The 26,728-nt window shown below is 65.0% G+C and carries 15 protein-coding genes and 1 tRNA gene; 12 read left to right on the top strand and 4 right to left on the bottom strand.

The features are described 5' to 3' along the window. Positions 1–599: 599 nt before the first annotated feature. From A5753_RS07500 to A5753_RS07465, 8 genes are read left to right on the top strand one after another with little or no spacing between them, the layout of a single operon-like run. Entirely contained in the window at positions 600–2,042 is a 1,443-nt protein-coding gene (locus A5753_RS07500) for a hypothetical protein (RefSeq protein ID WP_067125186.1), read from the top strand. Between the two features lie 50 nt (positions 2,043–2,092). Beyond that, positions 2,093–3,094 carry a MoxR family ATPase gene (locus tag A5753_RS07495; RefSeq protein ID WP_067125183.1) on the top strand — a complete coding sequence of 334 codons (1,002 nt, stop codon included), beginning with the start codon at positions 2,093–2,095 and terminating at the stop codon, positions 3,092–3,094. Between the two features lie 18 nt (positions 3,095–3,112). Further along, positions 3,113–3,979 carry a DUF58 domain-containing protein gene (locus A5753_RS07490; RefSeq protein ID WP_067125180.1) on the top strand — a complete coding sequence of 289 codons (867 nt, stop codon included), beginning with the start codon at positions 3,113–3,115 and terminating at the stop codon, positions 3,977–3,979. Next, positions 3,969–4,442, top strand: a complete 474-nt coding sequence (locus A5753_RS07485; RefSeq protein WP_067125177.1) for a hypothetical protein — start codon at positions 3,969–3,971, stop codon at positions 4,440–4,442. The genes A5753_RS07490 and A5753_RS07485 overlap by 11 nt, the downstream gene beginning before the upstream one ends. Further along, positions 4,433–5,410 carry a hypothetical protein gene (locus A5753_RS07480; protein WP_067125174.1) on the top strand — a complete coding sequence of 326 codons (978 nt, stop codon included), beginning with the start codon at positions 4,433–4,435 and terminating at the stop codon, positions 5,408–5,410. Before A5753_RS07485 ends, A5753_RS07480 begins: the two co-directional genes overlap by 10 nt. After that, positions 5,407–6,327 carry a VWA domain-containing protein gene (locus A5753_RS07475; protein ID WP_067125171.1) on the top strand — a complete coding sequence of 307 codons (921 nt, stop codon included), beginning with the start codon at positions 5,407–5,409 and terminating at the stop codon, positions 6,325–6,327. Before A5753_RS07480 ends, A5753_RS07475 begins: the two co-directional genes overlap by 4 nt. After that, positions 6,324–7,064: a hypothetical protein gene (locus A5753_RS07470; RefSeq protein WP_067125169.1), complete on the top strand. Its 741-nt coding sequence runs from the start codon at positions 6,324–6,326 to the stop codon at positions 7,062–7,064. The genes A5753_RS07475 and A5753_RS07470 overlap by 4 nt, the downstream gene beginning before the upstream one ends. A gap of 32 nt (positions 7,065–7,096) precedes the next feature. Further along, positions 7,097–7,483 (top strand): YchJ family protein, encoded by a 387-nt coding sequence (locus A5753_RS07465; protein WP_067125335.1) that lies wholly within the window; start codon positions 7,097–7,099, stop codon positions 7,481–7,483. 123 nt (positions 7,484–7,606) lie between these two features. Here the strand turns inward: A5753_RS07465 and A5753_RS07460 are convergent. Beyond that, positions 7,607–7,680 (bottom strand) — tRNA-Cys (locus tag A5753_RS07460). A gap of 335 nt (positions 7,681–8,015) precedes the next feature. Between A5753_RS07460 and A5753_RS07455 the strand changes: the two genes are divergently transcribed. Then, positions 8,016–9,293 (top strand): fatty acid desaturase, encoded by a 1,278-nt coding sequence (locus tag A5753_RS07455; protein ID WP_067125167.1) that lies wholly within the window; start codon positions 8,016–8,018, stop codon positions 9,291–9,293. A 157-nt stretch (positions 9,294–9,450) separates the two neighbouring features. On the opposite strand, the gene A5753_RS07450 is transcribed toward A5753_RS07455, so the two are convergent. Then, complete coding sequence (locus A5753_RS07450) at positions 9,451–10,857, bottom strand: aldehyde dehydrogenase family protein (protein WP_067125162.1); 1,407 nt, start codon at positions 10,855–10,857, stop codon at positions 9,451–9,453. Between the two features lie 215 nt (positions 10,858–11,072). On the opposite strand from A5753_RS07450, the gene A5753_RS07445 reads away from it, so the two are divergent. Further along, positions 11,073–11,993, top strand: a complete 921-nt coding sequence (locus A5753_RS07445; RefSeq protein ID WP_067125146.1) for a YgcG family protein — start codon at positions 11,073–11,075, stop codon at positions 11,991–11,993. Here the strand turns inward: A5753_RS07445 and A5753_RS07440 are convergent. Both A5753_RS07440 and A5753_RS07435 read right to left on the bottom strand, forming a co-directional pair. Next, the gene (locus A5753_RS07440) at positions 11,983–12,684 is read right to left on the bottom strand and encodes a Type 1 glutamine amidotransferase-like domain-containing protein (RefSeq protein WP_067125133.1); all 702 of its coding nucleotides are present in this window, start codon (positions 12,682–12,684) and stop codon (positions 11,983–11,985) included. The two genes, A5753_RS07445 and A5753_RS07440, sit on opposite strands and share 11 nt — an antisense overlap. After that, positions 12,681–23,309 carry a BTAD domain-containing putative transcriptional regulator gene (locus tag A5753_RS07435; protein WP_231990028.1) on the bottom strand — a complete coding sequence of 3,543 codons (10,629 nt, stop codon included), beginning with the start codon at positions 23,307–23,309 and terminating at the stop codon, positions 12,681–12,683. Before A5753_RS07435 ends, A5753_RS07440 begins: the two co-directional genes overlap by 4 nt. A 328-nt stretch (positions 23,310–23,637) precedes the next feature. Between A5753_RS07435 and A5753_RS07430 the strand changes: the two genes are divergently transcribed. Then, complete coding sequence (locus A5753_RS07430) at positions 23,638–26,208, top strand: SpoIIE family protein phosphatase (RefSeq protein ID WP_067125121.1); 2,571 nt, start codon at positions 23,638–23,640, stop codon at positions 26,206–26,208. Continuing rightward, positions 26,208–26,534, top strand: coding sequence for an STAS domain-containing protein (locus A5753_RS07425; protein ID WP_067125118.1), 327 nt, complete (start codon positions 26,208–26,210; stop codon positions 26,532–26,534). The genes A5753_RS07430 and A5753_RS07425 overlap by 1 nt, the downstream gene beginning before the upstream one ends. Positions 26,535–26,728 lie beyond the last annotated feature (194 nt).

The raw sequence follows: 26,728 nt of genomic DNA, 5'->3' as shown, positions 1-26,728 counted from the left end.
CCAGTCGGTCCCAGTCGAATCCGTTGCTATGCGTAAGTTCTGGTGTCATCTAGGGCATCTCTTCGCGTCGAATGGCCATGAGCACAAACCGAACACGCAGGCCGGCAACCAACCGAGCGACATGAGCGACGCGAGCACAGACGGAACTTCCATGCGGTCCGCCTCCTCGCCGGGTGACACAGCATGATTAATCGGCAGCGTAGAGGTCTGGCGCACGATCCACGATGGAACTGCTGGGATCGCGCACTCGGCGTAGGAGGCCACCTGCCCACCTACGCCGGAAGTGTCACCTGCGACTGGCGTGGCGGATGAGTAAAAGCTCGGCGCGCGCCCGCGCCGGCCATCACGGCGACCTCGCGCCCAGTTTCCTGACGCTTCGCCGGCCTTGCGGCGACATTGTACGGAAACACGAAGAATTAAGATTCCGCCGCGACCTCGCGCACAGTACTGTTTATGTGCCAGCGTCTCCGTGAGGGAGAGGGATCGTGGGATCGCAGAAAGTCGTCGGTAGTCGGCCGGATCGGCTTCCATTGGTCGCACGGTCATCAGCGGTGCCCGCAACGATCCTTCAACTAGGCACTCGGTATCCGGGCGTCGCGGTGTTGCTGGCGGTGCCGTTGGCGGTCGCCGGCATCTGGGGGATGATCACGCGCCCGTCCTTAGCCCTGCCGCTGGTGCTGCTGGCCGGCGTGGCTTTGGTCTTATTTGATTACCTAGCCGGCCCGTACAGGGTGGCTGAGCAAAAGGCGCGGGTCGCGGCCGGCACCCAGAAGCGGAACCTTCAGCCGCGCGCCAGCCAGCCCACGACCCAGGCCAAGCCAAAACCGTCGCGACGGGAATTAAAAGCCGAGGCGCGGGCGCAGAAAGAAGTGGCGCGGGCGCAGAAGGAAGCCGCGGCAGCCGAGGCGTTCGCCGACGAAGCCGAGGCTGACGCGCAAGCACAAGTTGCTGCCGCCGAGGCGTTGGCCGCCGAGGCCGAGGCTGACGCGCAGGCACAAGCCGCGGCTGCCGAAGCGTTAGCCGCCGAAGCCGAGGCGGTGGCCCAGGCAGAAGCCGCGGCGGCCCAAGCGCTGGCCGCCGAAGCCGAGGCGGTGGCCGCCGAGGCGCGGGCGCGGGCAGACGCGGCCGCGGCCGAAGCCTTAGCCGCGGAAGCCGAAGCGCTGGCCGCCGAAGCCGAAGCGCTGGCCGCCGAGGCGCGCGCGCAGGAAGAGGCCGCGGCTGCCGAAGCGCTGGCCGCCGAACCCGAAGCGGTGGCCGCCGAGGCGCGGGCGCAGGTAGAAGCCGCCGAAGCCCTGGCGCTGGCCGCCGAGGCGCGGGTCCGAGAGCGGGCGCACGCGGAAGCCGCGGCGGCCGAAGCGCTGGCCGCCGAGGCGCGCAAGCGCGCAGAGGCCGCCGAAGCCGAAGCGCTGGCCGCCGAAGCTCGCAAGCAGGCCAAAGCCGCCGAAGCCCTGGCGCTGGCCGCCGAAGCTCGCAAGCAGGCCAAAGCCGCCGAACCGGAAGCGTTGGCCGCCGAGGCGCGGGCGCAGGCGGAAGCCGAAGAAATCGAAGCGCTGGCCGCCGAGGCGCGGGTGCGAGAGCGGGCCCGCGCAGAGGCCGCCGAAGCCGAAGCCCGGGCCATCGAGGCGCGGAAACAGGCAGAGGCGGCGGAAGCCGAAGCGCTGGCCGCCGCGGCGCGGAAGCGGGCTGAAGCTGCCGAAACTCAGGCCCAGGCCGCGGAAGCGCGGGAACGGGCAAAATTAGCCGAAGCCGAAGCGTTGGCCGCCGAGGCACGGGCGCGCGCTGAAGCCGCCGAAACCAAGGCGCTGGCCGCGGAGGCGCGGGCACGTGAGCAGGCGCGCGCGGAAGCCGCCGACGCCGAAGCGGTGGCCGTCGAGGGGCGGGCGCGCGCGGAAGCCGCCGAAACCCGAGCTCGGGCGGCCGAGATCTGGGCGGGAGCGCAAGCCGCCGAAGCACAAGCGGTGGCTGCCGAGGCGCGGGCGCGCGCAATCCGGCTGCGGCTTGAGGCTGAAGCCAAGGCCAAACGACAACGCAACAAACCGTAGGCGGACAACCGCGGTGTCGTTCTACGGCATCTGGGTATCCCAGCGGGCGTATGTCTACAGCACCAACACAACCGGACCAGCGCGAAATCGATAGCGTCCAAGAAACCGTCAGGGCAATCTCTGAGGCGTTCGCAGCCAAGATCGTCGGGCAGCGCGAGCTACGGGAGTCGCTGCTGATCGGCCTGCTCGCGGGCGGCCACATCCTGCTCGAAAGCGTGCCCGGCCTGGCCAAGACCACCGCCGCGAAGGTGCTCGCCGAGTCGATTCAAGGCCGCTTTCAACGCATTCAATGCACGCCCGACCTGCTGCCCAGCGACATCATCGGCACCCAAATTTACGACTCGGCGACCAATTCCTTCGTCACTCAACTCGGTCCGGTGCACGCCAACATCGTGCTACTCGACGAGATCAACCGATCCAGTGCCAAGACGCAGAGCGCAATGCTCGAGGCGATGGAGGAGCGGCAGACCACGATCGCCGGACAGGTGCACCCCCTTGCGGATCCATTTCTGGTCATTGCCACCCAAAACCCCGTCGACCAGGAAGGCACCTATCCGCTTTCCGAGGCGCAGACCGATCGTTTCCTGCTCAAGGAAATCGTGCGCTACCCCTCCCCGCAGGAGGAGGTTGAAGTCATGGCGCGGATCGACGCCGGCATCTACGACAAGGCGCGGCCGACCGCACCGGTGGTCAGCCTCGACGAAGTTGTGCGCGTGCAGGAGGTGGTGCGCCATGTCCACATGGACCGTGCGCTGATGCTCTACGCCAGCCAACTGGTCGACGTAACGCGCCATCCCGGCCGGGCGTTGCCCAAGCAGATCGCGCGGCTGGTCGAGTACGGCGCCAGTCCACGCGCCACCATCGCGTTCTGCAAGGCGGCCCGGGCCCGGGCGGTGCTGGCCGGGCGGACGCACGTGCTGCCTGAGGACATCGCGAAGCTCGCGCACCGGGTGCTGCGGCACCGGCTCATCCTCGGCTTCGAAGCGGCTAGCGCCGACATCACTTCCGAGGTCGTGGTCGACGCCGCGCTGCGGGCTGTCCGCGTTCCGTGAGGCGCCAGAAGGACAATCGTGGGTAAACACCTGAATCGGGCCAAGGCGCATTTCGGCACCGACACCCGCGGTCTGCTCGAGGGCGGCCGCTATGCGCTATTGCATACGCGCAGCATGGAATTCGACGATCTTCGCCCGTACGTTCCCGGCGACGACGTGCGGGACATCGACTGGAAGGCTTCCGCCCGTTCGGGCGGCGTACTCATCAAACGGTTCGTGTCCGAAAAGCATCACAAAATCCTGCTCGTTGCCGACGCCGGCCGCAACATGTCGGCGTTGACCCCGAGCGGAGAGTGCAAACGCGACGTCGCCGCGCACATCATGGGCGCGGTGGGATTGATCGGATTGCGGCGATCCGATCAGATCGGCATGGTCTACGGCGACCGTCGCGGCTGCGTCAACATTCCACAGCGGCGCGGCGAGTCGCACATCGAGGGCCTGCTGCACCGCTGGTACCAGCACACCACGGTGCGTCCCGGCCGCAGCGACGTCACCGCCCAACTCGATTACGTCGCAACGCATTACCGACATACCATGCTCATCATCGTCGTGTCCGACGAGCCCGATGTCGACGATCGACTAAGCGAAGTGCTCGCCAGGCTGAAGGGGCGCCACGACGTCATGTGGGCGATGGTGTCGGACATGCCTGCGGTGGGTCCCGACAACACCGACGGGTATGACGTCGCCACGGGTCATTTCGTCCTGAACGGGGCCGACCTCGGCCCCCGGGTCGTCACCGCGTACCGCCGCGCCGAGCAGAAGCGTCGCGACCGCCTCAATGCGTTCTTGACCGCTCACGCCATCGCGCACACGACGATCGCCGGCAGCAGGGACATTCGCCGTGAGCTCGTTCGCCTGACCGAGGTGGCCGCCCGTGCCGGATGACCTGCTGCGCCATGTGTTCGGTCCCCAGCCGTACTCGTCATGCTGGCTATGGCTGGCAGTCCTGCTGACTCTGGCCCTGATCGGTTGGTATGTAGGCGTTTTCGTGTGGACGCTGCCGTCATACCGGTTGCGACGCATCCCGGTCGTACGGCGACTGCACGCCTGGCTGATCCGCAACCGGTTCGCCCGCTGCGTGCAGCGCATCTCCGGTGAGCACGACGTTGGGCGGATGCCGGCTCCGGCGGCGTGCGCGGCGATCAGCCGGACAGTGCGCAGCTTTCTGCATCAAGCGACCGGCGCGCGGGCCCAGTACCTGCAGATCGGTGCGATGGCCGTCGGGGAGCTGGCCCAGGCCGCGCCGCTGCTCACCCAGCTCGGTGACGCACAATTCAACGCCGAGTCGCACATCGACGTCGCCGATATGAGCGCCCGGGCACAGGAACTGATCCGCTCGTGGACTTGAAGTGGTGGCCGGTAGCTGCCATCGGCGCGGCCTGCTTGGTCGCGATTGTCGCGCTCGCGGCGTTGCTGCCGATGACCGCCGCTCGGAGGCGGCTGCGGCCATTGGCCAACGTCGCACGGCTAACCCAGTTACCGGAGTACGCGAAAGTCGCGCGGCTGCGCTCGCTCTCAACGATCGTGACGTTGGTGGTGCTGGTGGTCATGTTCGGCGCCGCGTCCTGGGCTGCGGCGCGTCCCGCCGTGGCGAGCAAGGATTTCGACGCTGCTCACCCCGAGGACATCATGCTGTGCGTCGGGCAGCCGGTGGACGACGCGGCGACGACTGAATTGCTCGATTACTTTGCCCGGCAGGTCATTGCGGCCCCCCAGGGGCAACGCATCGGTCTGACATCGGCCAACCGCCGTCTGGTGCCGCTGACGCGCGACCATCAGTACGCTGCCGGGCGGTTCGGCGACTATACCGGCGCCCACCAGGCGCAGTCGGCATCGTTCGCCCCGCCGGTGCCCTACACCGACTACGCCGCCAGTGTGAACGACGTTCTCGCGCTGTGCCTCTCGGGTTTTCCGACCGCCGAGCAGCGCAGCACTGGCCGGCTTTCGGTCACCTATCTCGGTCCGTCGGATCTTCGCGCCGCGGGGGAGCAGCGTGCCGCCTTGTTCACAGATGGGAGTGTCCGGGCCCTGGCGGAGCGGACTGGCGCCCAAGTGAATGTGATCGACACGGCCCCCTCACCCGCGAGCGGTGCCTTGGTCGGGCTCACCGAGCAGACCGGTGGCCGGTACGTCGTGCAGGCCACGAGGTCGGTGACCGCAATACTCAACGAGATTCGCGCCCACACCCCGCCGGCGCGCCGCGCTGACGGCACCAGCATGACAGCGGATTTCCACGATGCGCCGGTAGTGCCACTGGTGATCGCCTTGTTGTCGGCGGCCGTGTTGTCGGTGGCGCTGTTGGTGTTGCGCCGATGACATTTCAGCCCGTGCTGCCCTGGCCGATCTTGGCCGTCGTTGCTGGTGCACTCTTGCTGGCGCGCCTGGTGGCGCTGCGCCAGGTCCTGCTTTCGGCCGGACACCGAAGGCGGGCCGCGTTGCGATGGACGGGGGTGACTCTCGCGGTGTTGCTGCTCACCGCTGCGACGACCCGCCCGGCACTTCTCGATGACGGAAACCGCCAGGGCGAAAGGGCCGCCGCCGGAGCGAATCTGAACGTGTTCCTCGTCGTCGATCAGTCGGCCTACTCAGGCGTCGAGGACTACGGCAATGACGAACCGCGGATCGTGGGCATGCGCGACGACATCACGGCGTTGATCGAGCAGTATCCGGCGGCACGGTACGCCCTTGTCGGCTTCGCCTCGAAGGCTTCGCTGGATTGGCCGCTATCCGAAGACGTTTGGAGTTTGCGCCCAACCGTCGCGGCGCTCGGCGCCCAGCAGCCGAGCCTCGACGCCAACGCAGCGGCGGCGGACAACGTGCTGCGGTATCAGCTGATCGAGGCGACACAGCAATACCCGGGCTCGCGAAACGTGGTTCTTTACTTCGGCTCAGGTGCGCCCGGATCCCGTGCGCCGCAGGGCGACTTCAACCTCATGCGGGGGTCCGTCGCCGGCGGAGCGGTGCTAGGTTATGGGCGCACCGACGCCATCGACGAGGCCGAATTACGCAGAGTAGCGGCACAACTCGACGTTCCATACATTCACCGCGATCTCGGTCAGCCCTTCCAGCCGAACCTGCCCGACACACCGCATAGCCGGGCAGATGCCCTCGAACGGACCGAGCTGTATTGGCTGCCTGCGCTGCTCGCGGCGGGGCTGCTGCTCGCGGAGATTTACCTGTGGGTCCGCGATTTTCGCCGCGGCCGCATCGCGCGACGGGACTTGGCATCATGACGCGCAGGCCGGCGCGATTGCAACTGCGACGACGGCTTCTCGTCTACTCTGCGCCCGTCGTGGTGGTCGCGCTGCTGGTCACAATCAAGTTGTTTTCAGTTGTGTTGGTCGGCAATTCGGCAGGCCACTCCTTTTCCAGGGGCGACGGAAGCGCGGTGCGCGCCGATGCGGCGATCCTCGGAGTCGTCAACGTAGTGGAACCGGCGAGGGCGCCGTTCGCCGCGGGCACAGCCGCAGTGCTCGACGGTCGACTAGAGGATGCCGACGCCTACTTCGCCGATGCGTTAGGACTTAGCGACACCGTCGGTTCCTGTCCGGCGCGCGTCAACCTCGAATTGGTCCGCGAGACCCAGGGCGACCGGGCCGCGGCGGCAGGGGACCACGCACGCGCCGACGAACGCTACGCGAGGGCGTTGGCCGTCGTCGACGCCGCGCCGCCGGGGTGCTTCGCCGGCAACACCGACCCGGACCCGCAGCGGCATCTCATCCGCGACGATGCCGCAAACCGATTGGCAGCGAAGAGGACTGCGTTGAGCGCTGCGCCGCCCGCATCGCCGCCGCCACCACCACCGCCGCCACCGGGCGCGGCACCCCCACCGCCGCCGCTCGCTACCATCACCGGCGACGGCCGGCAGATGCCCCCACGGCGGCTTGATCCCGCGGGCGGCGACCCGCTGGACAAGTTGCAGCAGGTACTACAGGACGCCGCGGGCGCAGCGCCGGGGCAGGCGCCCTAGAGGTCTGTCAAGCTTTTGATGTGAACGACCTTATTGGCCCGCCGTGCCCCTGTGGCAGCGGCAGAAGCTATCGCGCGTGTTGCGGGCCGTTTCACGAGGGCCAGTCACAGGCCCTGACGGCCGAGGAATTGATGCGATCGCGCTACTCGGCTTTCGCCTACGGTCATTCCGACTACCTGTTTCGCACGTGGCATCCGCGCACGCGCCCGGCGGAGGTGACCGCCGACCCGGACATCGCCTGGACCGGCCTACGGGTGATCGCCACACTGGCCGGCGGGCCAGACGATGACTCGGGAGACGTGGAGTTCACGGCTCACTACGAGTCCGGGGGCCGCGCGGGCAGCCTGCATGAGCGCAGTCGCTTCGAGCGCCGCGCCGGTCGATGGTTCTACGTCGACGCGGTCGCGGAAGATCTGTAGCCGCCTTTCGCGTTGAGAGGCAACGAAGGCAACCCCATAGCCGAAACGTGGCACCGCCCATGACCGTAGACTTGCCCGACACAGCCTGGAGCTGCGATCACGCGGCGCTCACCACTTTTGCCTTGGAGCGAGTGACGGGATTTGAACCCGTGTATACGGCTTTGCAGGCCGCTGCCTAGCCCCTCAGCCACACCCGCACATGTCGCAACCATGCCAGCGCGCGCAGGCATAGCCCAGAGTTTCCCTCGGCGCGATCATTTGTTTGGTGACCGACCTCCCGCATTCGTGTACCGAGCCGCCGCTCATCTCATCGCGCCACAGGAACCCGGGGCAAACGAACAAGTTTGATGCGCAAGCAGTTTTACACCACCTAGGGGACATAAGAATCGCGTAAGTCTTTCGCAAAGAAGGAACTGCAGAGTCGTTAGCCTCGTTAGCCAGGCGAGAGAATGGCCTCGCCCGGCGATCGACACATGCCGGTGCATATCAACGCTGAGGTCCTGACGCAGGGGAGACCCACGGGGAGGAAACCATGGCGATTACTGACGTTCCGGCCTTCGCCCACTTAACCGATACCGACATCGAGAGTTTGGCCATTGAGCTGGATGCGATCCGCCAGGACGTCGAGGATTCACTCGGCGAACGCGATGCCCGCTACATCCGCCGCACCATCGCCGTGCAACGTGCCCTCGAGGCAGCGGGCCGACTCATATTGGCCGGCAGCTCGAAACGTTGGACTTGGTGGGCCGGAGTCATCACTCTCAGTTCAGCCAAGATCATCGAGAACATGGAGATCGGTCACAACGTCATGCACGGCCAGTGGAACTGGATGAACGATCCCGAGATCCACTCCACGAACTGGGAGTGGGACATGAACGCTGTTTCCAAACACTGGGTTTCGGCCCACAACGTGAAGCACCACAAGTACACGAACATTCTCGACATGGATGACGATGTGGGCTACTTCATCCTGCGAGTCACCCGTGACCAGCCTTGGAAGCCGTACAATCTAGGCAACCTGCTGTTCAATACGCTCCTCGCGCTGGGTTTTGAGTGGGGAATTGGCTTGCAGACCATCGATTTTGAAAAGATGCTGAAGCCTGGCCCAGAGCGCGACTTCACCATCGAACAGACGCGGGAGTACTCCGTCAAGGTCGGCGGCCAGCTGTTGAAGGATTACGTCGCGCTGCCAGCGCTCACCTCGCTGTCACCGGCGGCGACATACAAGTCGACGCTGAAGGCCAACGTGGTGGCCAACGTCGTCCGTAATGTCTGGGCCAACGCGGTGATCTTCTGTGGGCATTTCCCTGATGGCGCAGAGAAATTCACCAAGACCGACATGATCGGCGAAACCAAAGGCCAGTGGTATCTGCGGCAGATGCTGGGCAGCGCCAACTTCGAATCCGGGCCGGTGCTGCGGTTCATGAGCGGCAATCTGTGTTACCAAATCGAACACCACTTGTTTCCCGATCTGCCGAGCAACCGTCTGCACGAGGTCTCGACACGGGTGCGCGCTTTGTGCGCCAAGTACGACTTGCCTTACACCACAGGTTCGTTTGCGCTGCAGTATGGCAAGACGTGGCGCACCATCGCCAAGCTGTCGTTGCCGAACAGATATTTGCGCGACACCGCCGATGACGCACCCGAAACCCGCAGCGAGCGGATGTTCGCTCAGCTCGAGCCCGGTTTCGCCGGGACGGACCGAGTGACAGGGCGTCGCCGCGGGCTCAAGACAGCGATCGCAGCGGTGCGCGAATGGCGTGGTGTAAACCGTCGTCAACAATCGCGCGAGGTGAGGGCTCAACGATAGACCTTTGCGTCATGTCAACCGCTCGACCGCGGTCTACACTTCGCAAAGATTCCTTCCCGGCCGGGAAATCAATTTATAGTGCGCTACGCCACGAAAAGATCGTCGACCTCGACGTGTACTACAAAGACCCGGCGGCTGTCACCGCACTGCTCGCCGATCAGAGGCCGATGTAGACCGCTTTGGTATTGAAGTAGGCCTCGATACCCTTGCGGCCGCGCTCGCCCCCCCACCCCGACTGCTTGTGACCGCTGATCGGCATCGACGGGTCCGCCGCAAGCGAGGAGTTGACCCAAATCTGCCCTGCGCGAAGCTCATTCACGACACGGTGGGCGCGAGAGAGGTTCTCGGTCCAGATGGAGCCGGCGAGCCCGTAGTGCGTGTCGTTCGCGGCGGCGATCACCTCGTCCTCGTCGTCGAACGGGATCACGCAGCCGACCGGGCCGAAGATCTCCTCCTTGATCAACCGCATGTCCGGCGTGGTGTTGGTGATGATCGTCGCCTCGTAGAAGTAGCCCTTGCGGTCCATCGGCTTGCCGCCGGTGATCACCTGCGCGCCGCCGGCGACGCCGTCGTTGACGATGCCTTCCACGCGTTTGCGTTGCTTGTCGCTGATCAGCGGTCCCAGAACCGAATCGGGGTCATCGCTGCCGCCCATCGGCAGCATCTGCGCGAATCCGGCGAGGCCCTCGACCACCTTGTCGTAGATGCCGCGCTGGACATATATACGCGAGGTACACGAGCAGTTCTGGCCCGAGCCGGCGAGCAGACCCATGCCGGCCCCCATGATCGCCTTGTCGAGGTTGGCGTCGTCGAACATGATCAGCGGTGATTTGCCGCCGAGCTCGAGCGTAAGTCGCTTGAGATTGCCCGCGGCCGCCTTCACGATCAGCCGTCCGACCTCCGTCGACCCGGTGAAGGAGATCTTGTCGACATCCGGATGCGCGGTAAGCGCGGCACCCGTGGTCTCGCCATAGCCGGTGATGACGTTCAGGACACCGTCGGGCAGACCGGCCTCGCGGAAGATCTCTTCCAATTTCAGCGCGGTGAGCGGCGTCTCCTCGGCGGGTTTGAGAACCGCGCTGCACCCCGCAGCGAGCGCGGGCGCGACCTTGAGCATCGCGACGAAAAACGGCCCGTTCCAAGGGATGATGAGGCCGACGACGCCGACCGGCTCGAGCTGGGTGAAGGTGTGGTAGGTCTCCCAGGTGCCGAGCAGGCCGTCGGACACGAGATTGGCCGACTCGCCGTGAATCTTGCCGACCCAGCCGGCGTAGTACTTCAGCATGTCCACCGACACCGGAATGATGTGCCGCGCGGCGGTCGTGTTCATGCCGTTGTCTTGGGCTTCGAGCGCGGCGAGCTCCTCAGTACGTTCCTCGATGATGCGCGCAGCGCGGAAGAGGACGTTTGCGCGGTGTGAAGCGGGGGCTTTGCGCCACACGCCCGACTCGAAGGTCTCGCGGGCCCGGGCCACCGCCGCGTCGACTGCCGCCTGGTCCGAATCGGGGACCTCCGCGATCTGTTCCTCGGTGGACGGATTGAAGACCGCAATGGTGTCACTCAAAGTTCCTCATGGCCCTTCACTCGGGAAATGCTGTCGTCGCGCGACAGAGGTTACGCGCTTAACCATAGGGTGTCCAGTACGCACGGAGATCATTCCGGGATAGCAGGCGCACGGATTCTGCTGGTCACCGGCGTTCGAACGACGGATGCTGAATCCGCCGACTGGGGGTTCAAGCTACGCCCGCGCCTACGCAAATTGACGGCTAGATTACCCGTATGCGGGTTTTTCGCCTGTTCGGCGTCGTCCTCACGATCCTCACAGCGGCGCTGCTTTGGGCAAGCCCCGCCGACGCGCAGCCGCCCTCCAAGCTCACCGATCACATCACTGACAACACCGGGGTGTTGACGGGTTCTGACCGGGCAACCGTCAGCGCCGCCATCGACCGGCTCAACCGCGACCGCCACATTCAGCTGTGGGTGGTCTACGTCGACAACTTCTCCAGGTTCAAACCTGACAACTGGGTCGATCGAACCCGCAGGGCCAGCGGAATGGGCGACCACGACGCACTGCTCGCCGTGGCCACCAACACCACGGCGGACGCGTTCAGCGTGCCGCCGCAGATCCTTGCAGCCGCCGAATCGAACAAACTGCGGACCACCCAGATCGAACCGGTACTGGGCGCTAAAGACTGGAGCGGTGCGGCGATCGCCGCGGCCGACGGGTTGAATAAGTCGACCAGCTCGTCTAAGCCGCCGAGCTCGTCGAAGCCGCTGTGGCCGCTGATCGCGATCGGCGTCGTCGTGGTCGTGCTTATCCTCGCATTCCTGCTCTTGCTGATGCTGTGGCGTGCACGCCGCCGCCGGCGCGCCGCCCGGAGTGGTGGGCCTTTGGACATTGGCGGGGGCGATCATCCTGCGCAGCAGGCGTTGTCCACCGCGGACACGAGGGTGCGTCAAATCTCCGACTACGTAGCCAGATATCGCTCCAACATCGGATCCGAGGCCCAGGCGCGGCTCGACGAGGCGAAACGGCATCTGGCCGCTGCACACGGCACGGAAACGGGGAACGACACCGACGCAATCGCGTATGCCAACAGGGCATCGACATTGGCCGCTCAGGCGCAGGCGCTCGCCAATGCCGATGTCCTCGAGGCGCACCGCACGCCGCGACGACGAGGCAATACGTCTACTCGGTGATCGGTGGGATCAATTCTGACTGCAGCCCGCGAGCGCTGTCGAAGGTCAATCTGTGGGCTGGGCGACGCAGGGCCTCGATGGCGCCATCCCCGTGCGCAATAACACCACCGCCGGTAGGGATTCCGAGCCCCGCTACCGATACCTTCAGCGTCTGAATCGCCCGTGTTAGGCGAGCCCATTCGGCTCGCTCGTCGTGCGCGTCGATGACGAAAGGGACGAGATCGAACACCTCGAGCAGCTCCATCGCCTGGGTGTCCGGCGCCTCGACAATCCCATAGCGCCCGAGCTGTACAGCCCCGGCCGAAATACCCAGTAGCACCGCCCCTTTGGCGTGCCGGCTCAGGATCACGTCTTTCATGCCAGTTGCCTCGAATGTTTTCCAGCCGAGCCACACATCGCCGCCCGCAAGGACGATCAACCGGGCACCGTCGAGGAACGCGCGATCGTCCGGGCCGAACGACGAATCGATCATGCGACGCTCGGTGATCCCCACGGCATCCATTGCCGCTTCGAAGATTTCGTAGAACTCGAGACGATCGCCGTTGGAGACGCCGATATAGGCCGCGGTCAGCGGTGCATTGTGCGCCAACCCATCGAGGGCGTATTCGAGCAGCAGTCTGTCGTCACGTTTCCAAAACAGCGGCTGACTGTCCGCCAGCAGATAGAGAGGTTGAGATGGTGGCGCCGTCACTTTGGCTGATCTTTGCCGGTGAGCTCGTCGAACCTCGCGAACGCGGCGTCGAGGTCCACCGCGTCGAAGACCTCGATGCAGTTGAGCCTGTCGCCACCAACCGTCAAAATGCTGACCTCTCGCCACTCGGCTTCGAAGCCCTCGGGCGACGTTCCACTCGCCGCGTGAGTGACGACGGCGCCTCGCTGGTTCAACCGATGCACCGCTGCGATACGAATGGTCAAGTTGGGCGTCTGTTCCAACGCGCTACGGAGGAATTTGATCAGCTCGCCGGGCGCCATCGCTGCACCTCGCCGGTGATCGATATCGACGAAATCTGTTGTTGTCGGCGGATGTTCGCCCCTACTGAGCGCAGCGTAGCTTTCTACGATCGCCGACCACGTGCGGGCGTGCGCGGCCGCTTCGCCGGCCAGGTAGCGAGTTTCGAGTTCCTCAAAGGCGGCGTCAATGTCTTCAGCGGCGAACGCGACCAGGGCGGTGATTCGTGTGTCCGTGTCGATCTCAACTATTTGCAGGTAATCGACATAGGACTCGTCTTGTTCGTCGTAATTGCGCGAGTAGCAGGCACGGGTCAGCGCGACGCGCGCACCTCGAGTGGCGATGGCGTCTGACGTCGCACTCGCGAATCCCACTGCGGCGACGGCACGTAAGTCTTCGAGCAGAGCATCCCGGCCGTTCCGGGTTCCGCCCCCGACCACGGGGCGGCGATCGTCACTGTCGAGATCCGCAGACACAATCTCGGTCACCGCAGACCAGTCGCGCGCCGCGTAGTACGCCAGCAGATTTTCGTACACACGCGTCGCGGCGTTTGCCAGGTGTCGCACCTGCGGTTGTAATTCGTCAAATCGGGCTAGCGCCGCATCGACGGCCGCCTCGTCGAACATCTCGCAGCGATTGACGAGGTCGCCCTCGAACGTGAAAAGGACCGTCTCTCGCCACTCCGCAGCGAAGCCCTCTTGGGACGTTCCACGCGCCGTATGCGTGATGACTGATCCAGTGCTGGTCAGTCGGTGCACCGTTTCGATGCGCAGTTCGAGGTCCGGCGCGACGTCCCACGTGGCATGGACGTAAGAGACCAGGTTGCCCGCCTCGAATGTTATCCCGCGCCGGTGGTCGACGTTGACGAAGTCTGCGGTGGTTGACGGTATCTCGTGCCGATTCAGCGTCACGTAGGTCTGCACCATAAGCGACCATACGTGCGCCTGAGCGCTCGGCTGACTGGCAGCGTACCGGGCGTCGAGTTCTTCGAACGCAGCGTCCATCTCGTCAACGTCGAACAGGACGGATGCTGAAATCTGTTCATCGGCGTTGTGCTCAATGATCTGCAGGACGTCGAGTTGCTTTGCCGGGTGGTCTGGGCCTGAAGCTGCAAAGCGGGTGATGAATAGCCGCTCGCCCCGGGTGGCAACGATGTCCGCCGCGACGGTTGTCATCAAGCCGATATCGGCGGCCACCTGCAGATCTTCGATTGCGGCATCGCGACCATGTCTGATTCCGGCATTCACGACTCGACGGCGGTCGTCGCAGTAGTAGTCCTCGGCGAAGCCGTGGGCAATTGCGTCCCAATCGCGGGCCCTGAAATGCATCAGAAACCGTTCCTGCAACGCATTGTTCAGCCGTGCAGGCTGAGGGCTGAGTGCATCGAAGCGTGCCAGCGCGGCATCGAGATCTGCCTCGTCGAAAACCTCGATGCGGTTGATCAGGTCACCGTCCAGCGTCAGGAGGGTCACCTCGAGCCACTCGGCGTCAAAGCCCTCCGGCGACGTCCCATGCGTCGACTGGGTGACGACCGCCCCGAGTTCGCTCAGCCCATGCACCGCCGCGACGTAGATCTTGGCTTGCGGCATCACCTGCCACGTGGCATGGATGTACGGAACCAGTTCGCCCGGCGAAAACGCTCGGCCTCTCCGGTGGTCAAGATTCACCCAACCTGACGTCGTCGAGGGAAGCCTGTGTTCGTTGAACGCGGCGAAACTTCGCAACAGAGTCGACCATGTACGCCTGTGGGTGGCCGCTTCCCTTCCCAGGTAACGTGTTTCGAGTTCCTCAAAAGCCTTCTCAAAGTCGTCCTGGTCGAAGATGACCACAGCAGCACATTGGTTCTCGCCGTTGACCTGCACGACGGAAAGTGCCGCCGCTTGGAATGCTGCGGGAAGCGAATCTTGGCTTGCGAAGGTGAATCGGAAGAGCGCAAGGCGCTCTCCGCGGGTCGCAAGTACCGCCGCCCGCGCATCAGACATCCAAACCTCGGCAGTGGCACGCCAGTTTGCCATCTCGACCTCGCGGCCCCGTCTGATTCCAGCGTTTATGCCTCGACGGCGGTCGTCCGAGCAAAAATCGTCATGGATCAAGAGCGCCATGGCATCCCACTCGCGGGCCGCGAAGTGCGCCAAGAATTGTTCGATTGCCCGGGTTGCGTCATTTTCCAGGCGGGATGGCTGCCTGCTGAGCTCTTCGAGCCGCTCGACCGCTGCGTCCGAGTCTGTCTCGTCGAATACCTCGCAACGGGTGAGTCGGTCGCCATCGACAACGAGAAGCATCACCATGCGCCAGTCGACATCCAGGCCGTCGGGCGAGGATCCGTGTGCATAGTTGGTGATCACCGCACCGAAACTGCTGAGTTGATGCACCCTTTCGATATGCACCCTAAAGTCGGGCGTGAGATCGAAGAGCGTGTGAATGGCCGAAGTCATGTCGCTGGAAGCGAATGGTGTTCCTCGCCGATGGTCGATGGTCACCCAGTCCGCCGGGGGAAATTCATGCCGGTTGAATGTCGCGTGCACGCCTGCCACCACCGACCACGTATGTGAATGGGGGGCGGCCTCGCCAGCGACGTATCGGGCATCGAGTTCGTCAAACGCCGCGTCCATGTCGTTCAGGTCGAACACGATTCGCGCAACGGCGCGGCCATCGGCGTCGAGCTCCAGGATGTCGAGACCGACCACGTAGAATCCATCGGATCCTTGGTCTGAGCCTGACATTTGAGCACGACTGAGAACCAGGCGCGCTCCTCGCGTCGCGATCACGTCCGTCATCAGGCCAGTGTCGAGCGCGGCCATCGCCGAAATCTCTGTAACTACAGCGTCTTTACCCTCTCGAAGGCCGGCATTGACTACTCGGCGACGGTCATCGGTGCAGACGTTGTCGGCCAACATGTCGGCCATCGCTTCAAAGTCGCGAGCCGCGTAGCACGCCTTGAATTGCTCATAAAGCCGGCTTGCCGCATTTTCCGGGTGTTGCGCCGGCGCCTGGATTGCCCCGAAGCGGGCGAGGGCAGCCGATAGGTCCGACTCATCGAAGACTTCCAGTCGGTCGATTAGGTCGCCTGCGATCGTCAGCACGCTGACCACTCGCCACTCGGCGTGGAAGCCCTCATCCGAGGTTTCGTGCGTCACAGAGGTGACCACAGCGCCGAAGTCGTTCAGCCGATGGACCGCCTCGACGAAATTGTTTAAGTCATGCGTGGCGTCCCAATTGGTGATGAGCGTAGACGTTTCACCTGGGGCAAACGACACTCCTCGCCGATGATCGATGTTCGTCCAATCGGCTGTCGTCAGCGGGTGCTCACGTCGATTGAGTACGGCGTAGGCCCGGGTGATCACCGACCATGAATGTGAGTATGTGGCTGCTTCGCCTGCGATGTACCGGGCGTTTAGTTCTGCGGTGGCGCCATCGAAATCATCGACGTCGAACACGACTCGGAATGCGATTCGGTCTTCGTTATCGATCTCGACGAGACCAAGCACCTCGCTGTGGAATGCGTTAGGTCCTTGCTCGGGGCCAAAGAAGCGGGTGCGACCGAGGAAGAGGCGCTCACCACGGGTTGCGATTACTTCTGACGTGATGTTCGCGATGCCGACGTCGGCCCAAGCCCGCATATTTTCGAGATCGACATCTCGACCTACTTGGACGCCCGCCCCCACCACGCGACGACGATCGTCACTCGAAAAGTCGTCCGCGATCATCTCGGCCATCGCAGCCCAGTTGCGTGCCGCGAAGTACGCCAGGAATCGGTCGCTGATTTGGCTTGATCTATTTTCCAGTTTTCGCGCGCCCGGATGCAGCTCATCGAACCTCGCGAGGGCGCTGTCAAGGTCCGACTCGTCGAAAAGCTCTGTGCGGCTGATCCGGTCGCTGTCAAATATCAGAACGTCGATCAGCCCCCACTCAGCGTCGAACCCGTCCGGTGAGGTACCGATTGCCATATGGGTGAGCACCGCGCCGATGCTGCTCAGCCGATGCACGGCCGCGGCGTAGATTCGGGACTGCGGCGAAAGCTCCCAAGCAGCATGGAGATAGGCGCCCAGATCACCTGCGCCGATCGGTGCGAGTCGTCGGTTGTCGATGTTCGCCCAATCGGGCGTCGTCGCAGGGATTCTCCGCTCATTCAGCTCCACGAAAGCCTTTGTCACAAGCGACCACGTCTGGAAATGGGCAGCTGCCTCCCCGGCGAGGTAGCGCTCTTCTAGTTCGGCGACGGCGGCGTCGAAATCCTCGACGTCGAACACCACGCGTGCCACGATCCGCTCGTCCGCGTCGATTTCGACAATCTCGAGGGCATCAGTGTGGAACGCCTCGGGACGCTGATCGCGGCCCCACGTCCGAATCCGGCTGAAGACAAGGCGCTGACCGCGGATAGCGATGACATCCGAGGTTGCGTTCGTAACGCCGATCGCCACAAGGGCCCGCGCCTCGGCAATCAGGGCGTCCCGGCCGTGTCGCAATCCCATACCTACGACCCGCCGGCGATCGTCGTGGGAAACCTCTTCGGCCAGTCCTTCAGCGAGAGCTGCCCAGTCGCGTGCTGCGAACCACTCCTGGAACCGCTTGTACACCCGGCTTGCCGCATTTTCCAGTTGCGGCGCCGGTCGGGTCAGCTGCTCGAACTGCACGATCGCGGCATCGAGGTCCGATTCGTCGAAAACCTCAGTGCGGTTGATCATGTCGCCATTGAGCGTGAAAACGGCGATGCCGCGCCACTCCGCACGCAAGCCCTCTTGCGAGGTTTCGTGCGCCGCATAGGTGACCATTGCTCCGGTGTCGCACAGTCGATGCACTCGCTCGACGTAGAGGTTGGTAGTTTGCGCGGAGTCCCACCCCACGCGGGTGTATGCATTCACATCGCCGGGCCCAAAGGCGGTCTCCCGTCGGTGGTCGACGTTGACGCAGTCCGGCGTGGTCAACGGCAATTCGTGCTTATTGAGCGCGGCGTAACTACCCGCAACGGCGGACCACGTGCGCGCGTGGACGGCCGCTTCGCCAATGAGGTATCGAGATTCGAGCTCGGCGATGGCGACTTCGATGTCTTCGGGGTCGTACGAGATGACGGCCGCGATTCGCTTGTCGGCGTCGACCTCGACTACGTGGAGCGCATCGTTTTGGATCGCCTTGGGGTCGCGGCCGGACGCGCGACTTCGTGCGAGGACCAGACGTTCTCCGCGGATCGCAATGGCACCCACCATCGAGATGCTGAATCCGACTTCCGCAGCCGCCTGCAGGTCTCTGATCACTTCATCTCGACCGTGCTGGGTTTCGGCACTGACGATTCGTCGGTGATCGATTCCGACATAGTTGTCTGCGACCGTTTGAGCCGTGGCTTCCCAGTCCTGAGCCGCGAAATGTGACCAGACGTGCTCGAATACGCGCGCGGCCGTGTTTTCCAATCGCGGTCGCGCGAGCTGTTCGAATCTTGCGATCGCGGAGTCGAGTTCGTCCTCGTCGAACATCTCGCAGCGGTTGACCATGTCGCCCTGGACCGTCGAAAGGGCAAGGTGCCGCCATTCGGCGTCGAAGCCCTCATGCGAAACGCCATGCGACGCAGCGCTGCAGACCGCTCCGAGATCGGTCAACCGGTGTACAACTGCGACGTACGGTCGGATCTCTTGCCCGATGTCCCACCTGGCACGGATGTATGCGGGAAGCTCACCGGGCGCAAACGCGGTTGTCTTCCGATGGTCCATTGTCGCGCAATCCGGTGTCAGCGCGGGGAATTCGTGCCGCCTGATCGAGGCGTACGTTGACGTGATCACCGACCACGTGTGCGCGTGCGCCTCCGCTTCGCCAGCGATATACCGGGCATCGAGCTCGGCGATGGCAGCATCGAAGTCGTCGAGGTCGAACGCGGCCATCGCCGCGATCCGGTCGTCGGCGTCGAGCTCGACGATTTGGAGGAAGTCGACGCGGAATGTCTCCGATTCCAAGTTGCTTCGCGCGTAGCGGGCACGGGTGAGGGCCAGGCGCGCCCCACGGATTGCAATGGTCTCCGAACTCGCATCCGTCACCTGTATTTCGGCGGCCGATCGGTAGTCTTCGATCGCAGCATTCGGGCCGCGTCGGATCCCGGAACCTACCACCGAACGACGATCGTCGCCGCAGTAGTCGTCGGTGAGGAGCTCGGTTATCGCGCCCCAGTCGCGGGCTCTGAAATACGCGTGCAGGCGCTCGTATGCGTGCGTCGCGGCATTCTCCAGGTGACGCGTTTGCGAATGCTCGTGCTCGAGTCGCGCGTAGGCCGCGTCGAGTTCGGCCATCGCGGCTTCCATGTCTTCGACGTCGAACCACACCTGTCGCACGACTTGACCATTCTCGTCAATGGCGTATAGCTGGAGCAGCTCGTCGTGCGGCGCTCCGGGGCTCTCGTCGACAGCGCTCGTGATCAATCGAGACAGAGCCAGCCGCTCGCCTCGCGCGGCGATCATGACATAGTCGACACGCGTGGCGTCGGCTTCGAGCTCACGCCTCATCTCACGTCGCGCCGCGTCGGATGGGAAGCCGACGCCGACGATCCTCCGCCGATTTTCGATCGAGACATTCGGGGCGAACAGCCGCTCGAACTCATCCCAGTCCTTGCGATGAACAGCGGCCATCACCCGTTCACCCACTCGCACGCATTCGCTGTCCAGCTCGACAATGGGCACCTTGGGAGGAGCCGGGGTAAGCGGCTCAGCTGGCTCGCCAAGAATCGCGCGTGCCATGTCCGCGAGCGCCGCGGCGCCTTTTCGCTCATACAAATCGACCGCTTGCGCGGCGGCGGCGCGCGCTCCCGCCAAGTCGCCGGCGGCACCTAAAACCATCGCCAGTGTTAGGCATGCGTCGCCGTGATCGACTAGGGCGTCAGTGCGTTCGGCCAGACTGACCGCTTCTTGGGCGACACGTCGAGCCGCGTCGAATTCATTGTCGCGCCTCAGCAGGTGTGCCCGAAGCGTCCGCCAGGCGATTGATGCCTTCAGAGCGTGACCCGCGAGACGCTCACTCTCCGTGCACAATTCGGCCGCCTCAACCTCTCGGTCGAGAGCAAGACATGCGCGGCCTAAAAGGGCGGCGGTCTCGGCGGTGTCGGCATCCAGGCCCATGCGACGAAAGCCGTTGTAGGCCTTGCGCAGATGTGACTCCGCCGCAGCGGCATCATTACCGATGAGTTCGACGATGCCGGCGAACTGCTCAACTTCCAGCAGCGCGTGGCGCAGGCCGAGTTCGGAGAGTGTGCGGCGGGCCGAGTCGATCATCCGCCGAGCCGCGGCCGTGCGGCCCCGAAACGCCTCCAGTACGGCCTGGCATCGTGTCGAGGTGGCCTCGACGGCGGGGGAGTCGGTGGTGATGCGAAGCAGCCGGACCACGTCAAGGCACCTTCCGCCCGCGCGCGGAACCGGATTGGGGCCCCACAGTGCCGCGAGCGGAGCGCCCGCCAACACCGCGTTCACCCGTCGGTGTTCCCGCGCCCGTCGCGCCGCCGTGAGCGCATCGTCCAGGGCAACTTCGCAGTCGCCGATTCGCCCAAGACGGTTTAGGCACCCGGCGCGAACGGTGTGCGCCTTGGCTTCCCCGGCGGCGTCGTCCAGTTCGGCCAGTTTGGCGGCGGCAGCACCCAAGGCGGCTTCAACTTCGTCCAGTCGCTCGGGGTGAGTCCACATCGACAGTTGGCCGTCGAAGCACGTCGCCCACGCCGCTAGCCGCGCCGAATTCACTGCCGCGGCTTGCAATTGAGATACCGCGCCGACGGCGGAGGCCACGTCACCCGCGGCAAGCAGAGCCTCGCAGCGCGCAACCAATAGTTCAACGGTTTGGTCGTCGCGGTCGGGAAGCTCGTCGTCGATGTCCTCGAGCGCGTGCAGGGCGCGGTGGTAGAGGTCAGCGGCGCCCTCGTAAGCGAGGCGCGCCATCGCCTGGTCGGCGGCACGGCGGCAGTACAAGGCCGCCTTGGCTGCATTGCCCGCCCAGGCGCATTCGAAATAGTGATACGCCAGTTCGCCAAGCAGCTCGTCGTCGACGCCAGGCAGCGCCTCGAGTGTCGTGGCGATGCGCTGGTGCAATCGCATGCGCCGCACCGACGCCAGCTCGGCCAGCAGTGACTGTCGGACGATGGCGTGGTTGAAGCGGTAGTACCCGCCGGGCTCTTCGATGACTATGCCGGCTTGGCGTGCTTCGTCGAACGCGTCGATCAGGTCGCTCCCGACCACCTGCTCGACCAGCTCCAGGGCGAACCGGCTGCCGACAACCGCGGCCGCGGCAAGGGCTTTGTTGGTGTCGGTGGCGAGTCGAGAAAGCCTGCGGCTCACCGCTTCCCGCACGCCCTGGGGCAAGGTGCTCTGGTCCCAAACACCGCCGCTCTCATCGACATGGCGCAGGGCCTCGATGAGGAAGAATGGATTGCCGCCTGTGACTGAGGCCAACGCGTGGGCGAGTTCCTCGTCGTCGTAGCCCGCCTCTGCGACGTAGGCCGTCACGTCGTCCTCGTCGAGTCCGCTGAGCGTAAGCCGGTCGGCTGTCCCGTCGCGGTGCAGGTCGGCGAGTGTCGCTGCGAGGGGGTGAGACCGGTCGAGGTCGGTGCTGCGGTAGGTGCCGACGATCTGGACGCGGGCGTGGTCGCCGAATCGCAGCAGATGCCGCAACAGGAGCAGCGTCGGTTTGGCGGCCCAGTGCAAGTCGTCGACGATCATCACGACCGGCGCACTCTTGGAGGCGATTTCCAACAGCGCGACGACGGCATCAAACAATGCGTAGCGCTCGGTGTCGGGATCGGCGCGTGCCGGCGACGTAAGGTCGGGAAGGATATCGGCCAGGCCGGGCACGAGCGACAGCAACGCTTCGACGCCGCGCAACCCTCTCAGCCGGTCAGCACCCACGCACGGCGCAAGCGAACGTAGCGCTTCGGCGAACGGCTGATAGGGGACTCCGAGATCTTCGTCGCAACGGCCGTACAGCACGACTGCCCCTTGCTCGTAGGCCTGCTGAGACCATTCACCCGCCAGACGCGTCTTGCCGACACCGGGTTCGCCGGCAATCAGCACGGCGCGCACGCCGCCGCCGAGCGCGGTCTGCCACGCCGAAAGCAGCCCTTCGAGCTCACGGCCACGCCCGACGAACGGCCCCGGGCCGACGAGTACGGCGGGAAAGTTGGGCCGCTCCATCGGGACGTCGCTGGTCGCCGATTCCGGTTGGTCGGCACCGGTCTCCAGCCGCAACTCGAAAACATGCTCGGGCCGAGCGAGGTTTTTTAGCTGACGCATTCCCAGGTCGGTGAGGATGACGTCGTCGGCCAGCGAGTCGATGACGAGCTCGGCGGTCGCACCCGAGCACAAGATTTGGCCACCCTCGGCAAGGGACCTCAAACGCGCAACCCGGTTGACTGCCCGGCCGAAGTAGTCGCCGTCGCGCAACTCGACCTCGCCGGTATGCAGCGCCATGCGGACACGGATGGGGTCCCGCGACACCCACGGCTCGTGAGCAATCGCATCCTGCAACTCGATCGCCGCCGCGACGCCGGCAGAAGGACGGTCGAAGACCGAAAACGTCGCGTCACCCTCCCCGCGCGTCTTGATGAGCCGACCGCCACGTGACGTGACGACCTGTTCGACCAGCTCATCGTGGCGGGCCAGCGCCACCGCCATGGCATCGGCATCCGCCTCCCACGCGGCCGTCGACCCCTCGATGTCGGTAAGCAGGAATGTCACGGCGCGCGTCACCGACGGAGCGTTTTGTGCGACAGCGATATCCAGCGAGGCGTCCTGTGTGACGATCGCAGCCTCGAGCCGGCGAAGTTCCGGCCCGGGGTCCACCCCCAGGTCGTCGGCAAGCATTGACCGAGCCCGTTGATAAGCGCCGAGGGCCTCACCTTGGCGACCGGCGCGGTATAGGGCGAGCATCAGCTGGCCCCATCGCCTCTCCCGCAGCGGAGCGTCAGCCACCGCGCCCTCGAGATCACCGATGACTTCCGCGGCACGACCGGTAGCCAGCAGTGCGTCGGCCCGGTCCTCGACCAGCGCGGCGTGGCTCTCCACCCATCGCGTCTTCTCGGACGTTCCGCGTCGGCCATCGGGCAGCTCGGGGGTTCCGCGCCAGAGAGCAAGGGCTTCCTCGAAGCGGGCCAGCGCTTGGCTGGTGTCGCCCGCGGCGGCGGCATCGCGTCCCAGCCGGGCCGCCGATTTGTAGCGCGCGGCATCGACCTCGCTCGCGGCGAGAATCCAGCCCGCCCCCTGGGTCACCACAAACCCGTCGCCGAGGGTGCGACGCAACGAAGAGATGTGGGTCTGCAGGGCCTTGGCGGCGGTGCGCGGCGGATCCTGGCCCCAGAGCAGCTCGACGAGGGTGTCGGCCGGCACGACGGAACCGCTGTGCAGTCCGAGCATCGTGAGGATGGCGCGCGGTTTCGCGCCCGGTATGACGATGGATGCTCCGCCTTGCCGGACCTGGAGAGGCCCCAAAACCCCCAGTTCCACCGATGAAAGCGTACTCACGTCAGCAATCTTCGGCGGCACAATTCAATACCTGGTCAAGATCGAGTAAAGGCCCCCTGCCTGCAGTTCGGCGAGCACGCGCAACCTCCCGTGACCTCGGCGGATGTCGGCCAGCTACTGATGCCGGAACTCGTCCATTCGTAGCTAAAACGGATGGTGTGGTGCTGAACCCATCGAGCTACCGACATTCGCGGTCACCCGACCGTTTACGTTGGTAGCTATGGACAGCGACCAGAGCGAGTCGGCCTTCACTTGGCAGGGCCGGCGCGAGCTGGTGAGCCGGATGCATGATCAGCTTGACGAGCTGGTGGCGGCGCGCGACCAGATGGAACAACTTGTGCGGGTCATCGTCGAGATCGGCTCCGATCTGGACCTGGACGTGACGCTGCATCGAGTCCTGCAAGCCGCGATGGAGCTGACCGGTGCCCGCTACGCGGCCCTGGGAATCCGCGCCTCCGACGGGGCGCTCGTTTCATTCGTACATGCGGGAATCGATGTTGACACTGCGCGGCGGCTCGGCGACCTTCCGGTGGGCGATGGTCTGCGCGTCGACGATCTGAGCACCCATCCCCATACCGCCGGGCTGGCCGGACATGAACCGCCGATGCATGCGCTCCTCGGCATCCCGATTACCGTGCGGGCGGCCAACTTCGGCACCCTCTACCTGGCCGACGACCGGCCCGGTCGAACCTTCTCCGACTCGCAGGAAGGCGCCGTACGCGCCATGGCCACGGCGGCGGCTGCCGCCATCGACAACGCCCGACTCTTCGAGCGAGAACGTGAATCGGCGAAATGGACGAAGGCCAGCCGCGAGATCACGACCGCACTGCTGTCCGGCGACCCGCAGACGGGGCCGCTGCAGCTCATCGTGAACCGGGCACTGGAGCTGGCGGGCGCCGAACAGGCCATCCTGCTCGTCCCCAAGGAACCCGAAGTGCCCGTCGAACTGGTCGACACTCTGGTCGTCGCCGCGACTGCGGGCCGGTACTCCTCGGAGGTGATCGGTCGACAAGTTCCCATGGACGGCTCGACCACCGGCGGCGTGGCCCGCCGGGGCCTGCCGTTGATCACCGATTCCTTCCAATACCCGATCGAGGGCTTCACCGATGTCGGTGAACGTTCCGCGATCGTCATGCCGCTGATTGCGGATGACGCGGTGCTTGGGGTCATCGCCGTGGCCCGCGACCCGCACCAGCCGGTGTTCGGCAACGATTACCTCGACCTGGTCAGTGACTTCGCCCGGCACGCGGCGATAGCCTTGGCGCTGGCGGCCGGCCGCGAACACGCGCTCAACCAGGAACTGGCCGAAGCCGACACCGTCGATCACGCGGTGGAAGCCGCCGCCGAGGAACTGCGCCGGCTATGGCGGGCGCGCCGGGTTCTGGCTGTCACCTTCCCCACGCAGAGTCCCTCGACCGAATCCGCCTTCGGCGCACCGCGGGTGGTGTCGGTGGGCGAGCCCGCGCAGTGGGACGATCTGCCGCCGCACATCCAAAAGGCGCTCAGCGCTTTGCGCGACGGCGACCTACTCACCCCAAGTGCGGCGCAGCCCGGAACGGCGGGCATTGCGCTGCAGCACCCCGAAGGCGTGCTCGTCGTCTGGATGGACTTGACCGCGCAGCGTCCGTTCACCCTTGAGGACCAAACCTTGCTCACCGTGCTGGCCGGGCGCCTCGGCCAGGGTTTGCAGCGGGTGCACCAGGTCGATCAGCAGCGCGAGACCGCGCTGGCGCTGCAGCACGCGATCCTGGGTCCCGCCGATCTGCCGAAGGGTTTCGCGGTGCGCTATCAGGCCGCGACGCGGCCCCTCCAGGTGGGCGGTGACTGGTACGACATCGTCGATCTGGACGACGGACGCATCGCATTGATCGTCGGCGACTGCGTCGGCCATGGCCTCGCCGCAGCTACTGTAATGGGCCAGGTGCGCAGTGCCTGCCGCGCGTTGCTGTTCGAAAACTTAAGTCCTGCTGCAGCTCTCGCGGGAATGGACCGGTTTGCCGCGCGGCTCCCCGGCGCCCAATGCACCACCGCGGTCTGCGCGGTGCTTACCCCCGAGACCGGTGAGCTGGTGTACTCGAGTGCCGGTCATCCGCCGCCCATCCTGGTGCACGGAGACGGCAGCACCCAGATCCTCGACGATGGCCACACCATCGCTTTGGGGATACGAGGAGACTGGATTCGCCCCGAAGCCCGCGTGACCATCCCGGCACGTTCGACGCTGGTGCTCTACACCGACGGTCTGGTCGAACGTCGCCGCATTTCGCTCGACCATGGCATCTCCCGCGTCGCGGCCGTTGCGCAGGATTCCCGCGCATTGACCCTGGAGGACCTGGCGAACCACGTCATGTCCCGCGTCGCGCCGCTCGGCGGGTACCAGGACGACGTTGTGCTGCTGCTCTACCGCCACCCGGCCCCATTGGAGCTGAAGTTTCCCGCCGACGTCAGCCAGCTCGCGCCCACCCGTACTGCCTTACGCAACTGGCTGACCCGGGTCCGGGTAGCCCCCGATCAAGCCCTGAACGTGCTCGTCGCCGCTGGGGAAGCCGTCGCCAACGCAATCGAGCACGGTCATCGTCATAGACCGCAGGGCACGATTCGCCTGGGAGCGGTCACACTCGGCGACGAGATCCAGTTGACCATCACCGACACTGGCTCGTGGAAGGCTCCGCAACCGGCTTCGTACCCGCACCGCGGTCGGGGCATTCCCCTGATGCGAAGCCTCATGCACGACGTCGACATACGGCTCGATACCGACGGCACCACCGTCCACCTATCCACGAGGATCACCTGATGACCACCCCGCTCACGCTGGACACCGGGCGCGGCAGCGACGGGAAATACGTGCTGGTCGCCGAGGGCGAAATCGACCTGAGCAATATCGATGCGTTCAGCCGGGCCTTGACCAACGCCGCGACCGAGGCCACCGGCGGGGACGGAGCGTTGCTTGTCGACCTCAGCGCGGTTGAGTACCTCGACAGCGCGGCCATCAACGCCTTGGCCGCTCACGCCGATCGCATCGAGCTGATCGCGCACCCTATTTTGATGCCCGTCCTCAGGGTCAGCGGTCTCACCGAACTGACCACCATCGAACCCGCACCGCCCACAGCGGGGCAGTGACACAGTAAAAGCACCACGTTTGCCGCGAGATGATTTTGCTCGTAAGTTGATCGCGGCGTCAGGACGCCCCGCCAAAGCCAGCGCTGACGCGTTACGACCAGTATTTTGACCCGCCTTGAATAGTCGTTGCCTCGAACGTTGTCGGGTTCACACGGGCGACGCGGACGCGCTAGCGTTGACGCCTCCCGATGTCT

The organism is Mycobacterium sp. 852002-51971_SCH5477799-a, from assembly GCF_001667145.1.
GTDB lineage: Bacteria > Actinomycetota > Actinomycetes > Mycobacteriales > Mycobacteriaceae > Mycobacterium.
Note: the sequence above shows the minus strand (reverse complement) of the source record. Positions and strands in the feature narration are given on the sequence as shown.

Bases quoted from the DNA above. Each gene is read 5' to 3' on its own strand.
- A5753_RS07475 (WP_067125171.1), top strand. From the start codon at position 5,407: ATGACATTTCAGCCCGTGCTGCCCTGGCCGATCTTGGCCGTCGTTGCT.
- A5753_RS07425 (WP_067125118.1), top strand. From the start codon at position 26,208: ATGACCACCCCGCTCACGCTGGACACCGGGCGCGGCAGCGACGGGAAA.
- A5753_RS07445 (WP_067125146.1), top strand. From the start codon at position 11,073: ATGCGGGTTTTTCGCCTGTTCGGCGTCGTCCTCACGATCCTCACAGCG.
- A5753_RS07435 (WP_231990028.1), bottom strand. From the start codon at position 23,309: ATGCTCGGACTGCACAGCGGTTCCGTCGTGCCGGCCGACACCCTCGTC.
- A5753_RS07455 (WP_067125167.1), top strand. From the start codon at position 8,016: ATGGCGATTACTGACGTTCCGGCCTTCGCCCACTTAACCGATACCGAC.
- A5753_RS07495 (WP_067125183.1), top strand. From the start codon at position 2,093: ATGTCTACAGCACCAACACAACCGGACCAGCGCGAAATCGATAGCGTC.
- A5753_RS07470 (WP_067125169.1), top strand. From the start codon at position 6,324: ATGACGCGCAGGCCGGCGCGATTGCAACTGCGACGACGGCTTCTCGTC.
- A5753_RS07430 (WP_067125121.1), top strand. From the start codon at position 23,638: ATGGACAGCGACCAGAGCGAGTCGGCCTTCACTTGGCAGGGCCGGCGC.